Genomic DNA, 819 nt, shown 5'->3' with positions numbered 1-819 from the left:
TGCCACTTCCTCTGACACTGCTCTAGATCATTTTGTTTTCGATCATTGACTGTTTATTGACATGAGCGATCTTTGCGTCTGCTGACTTGGGGTCGACCTGAAGCCGTGGGTCAATCGCTGTCGCAGCGGCAGTGTCTCCTCGAGTCTGTTGGTCGAAGCCGAGGACGGCGTCCGCGACGTCGGCCGGGCTCGTGGGTTCGGAGATGGGTATAGGGGACAGCCCTCCAGTTGGCGGGTCAGCGGGGGGCGGGGGCGGGTGCGGGTGCGGGTGGGGGTGGGTCGTCGGGGAGGAATCTGACGGCGGGTGAGTAGGGCAGGGGTTCGTCGGTGTAGGTGCGGCCGGTGGGGCTGGTCCATTCGAGGATGCCGTGGGGGAGTTGTTTCACTTTCCAGCGGGTGAACTGCTTCTGCGTGTGGTGTCGTTGGCAGAGGTGGGCGAGGTTGCCGATGTCGGTGGGGCCGCCGAGGGCGTAATCGAGGGTGTGGTCGACTTCGGAGCGGATGGCGGGGACGGTGCATCCGGGCCATCGGCAGTGGCGGTCGCGGGCGCGCAGGTGTCGGTCGATGGCGGTGGTGCGGTGGTAGGTGTCGGTGTGCAGGACGGCGCCGGTGATGGGGTGGGTGATGATGCGGTCCCAGGGGACGGTGGTGGATTCGGCGAGGGTGCGGGCGGTGTCGGCGTCGAGGGGGCCGTGTCCGATGAGGTCGGCGGGGTCGGTGTTCTCCTGTGCGGGGTCGAGCATGGTGAGGGCGGGGACGACGACTTGGACGCGGGCGCGGATGGTGCCGAGGGTGCCGGGGCCGTCGTCGGTGCGGGTG

At 67.4% G+C, this 819-nt stretch carries 1 protein-coding gene; it reads right to left on the bottom strand.

The window, feature by feature from the left end; all coding sequences use genetic code 11:
- Positions 1–236: 236 nt before the first annotated feature.
- Positions 237–819, bottom strand: a 583-nt coding sequence (locus NS220_RS18410; protein WP_193755422.1) for an HNH endonuclease, incomplete at its 5' end; no start/stop codon positions are given.

Origin of the sequence: Microbacterium testaceum, from assembly GCF_001476655.1 — a bacterium.
GTDB lineage: Bacteria > Actinomycetota > Actinomycetes > Actinomycetales > Microbacteriaceae > Microbacterium > Microbacterium testaceum_C.
This window is presented reverse-complemented; position numbering and strand designations above follow the sequence as displayed.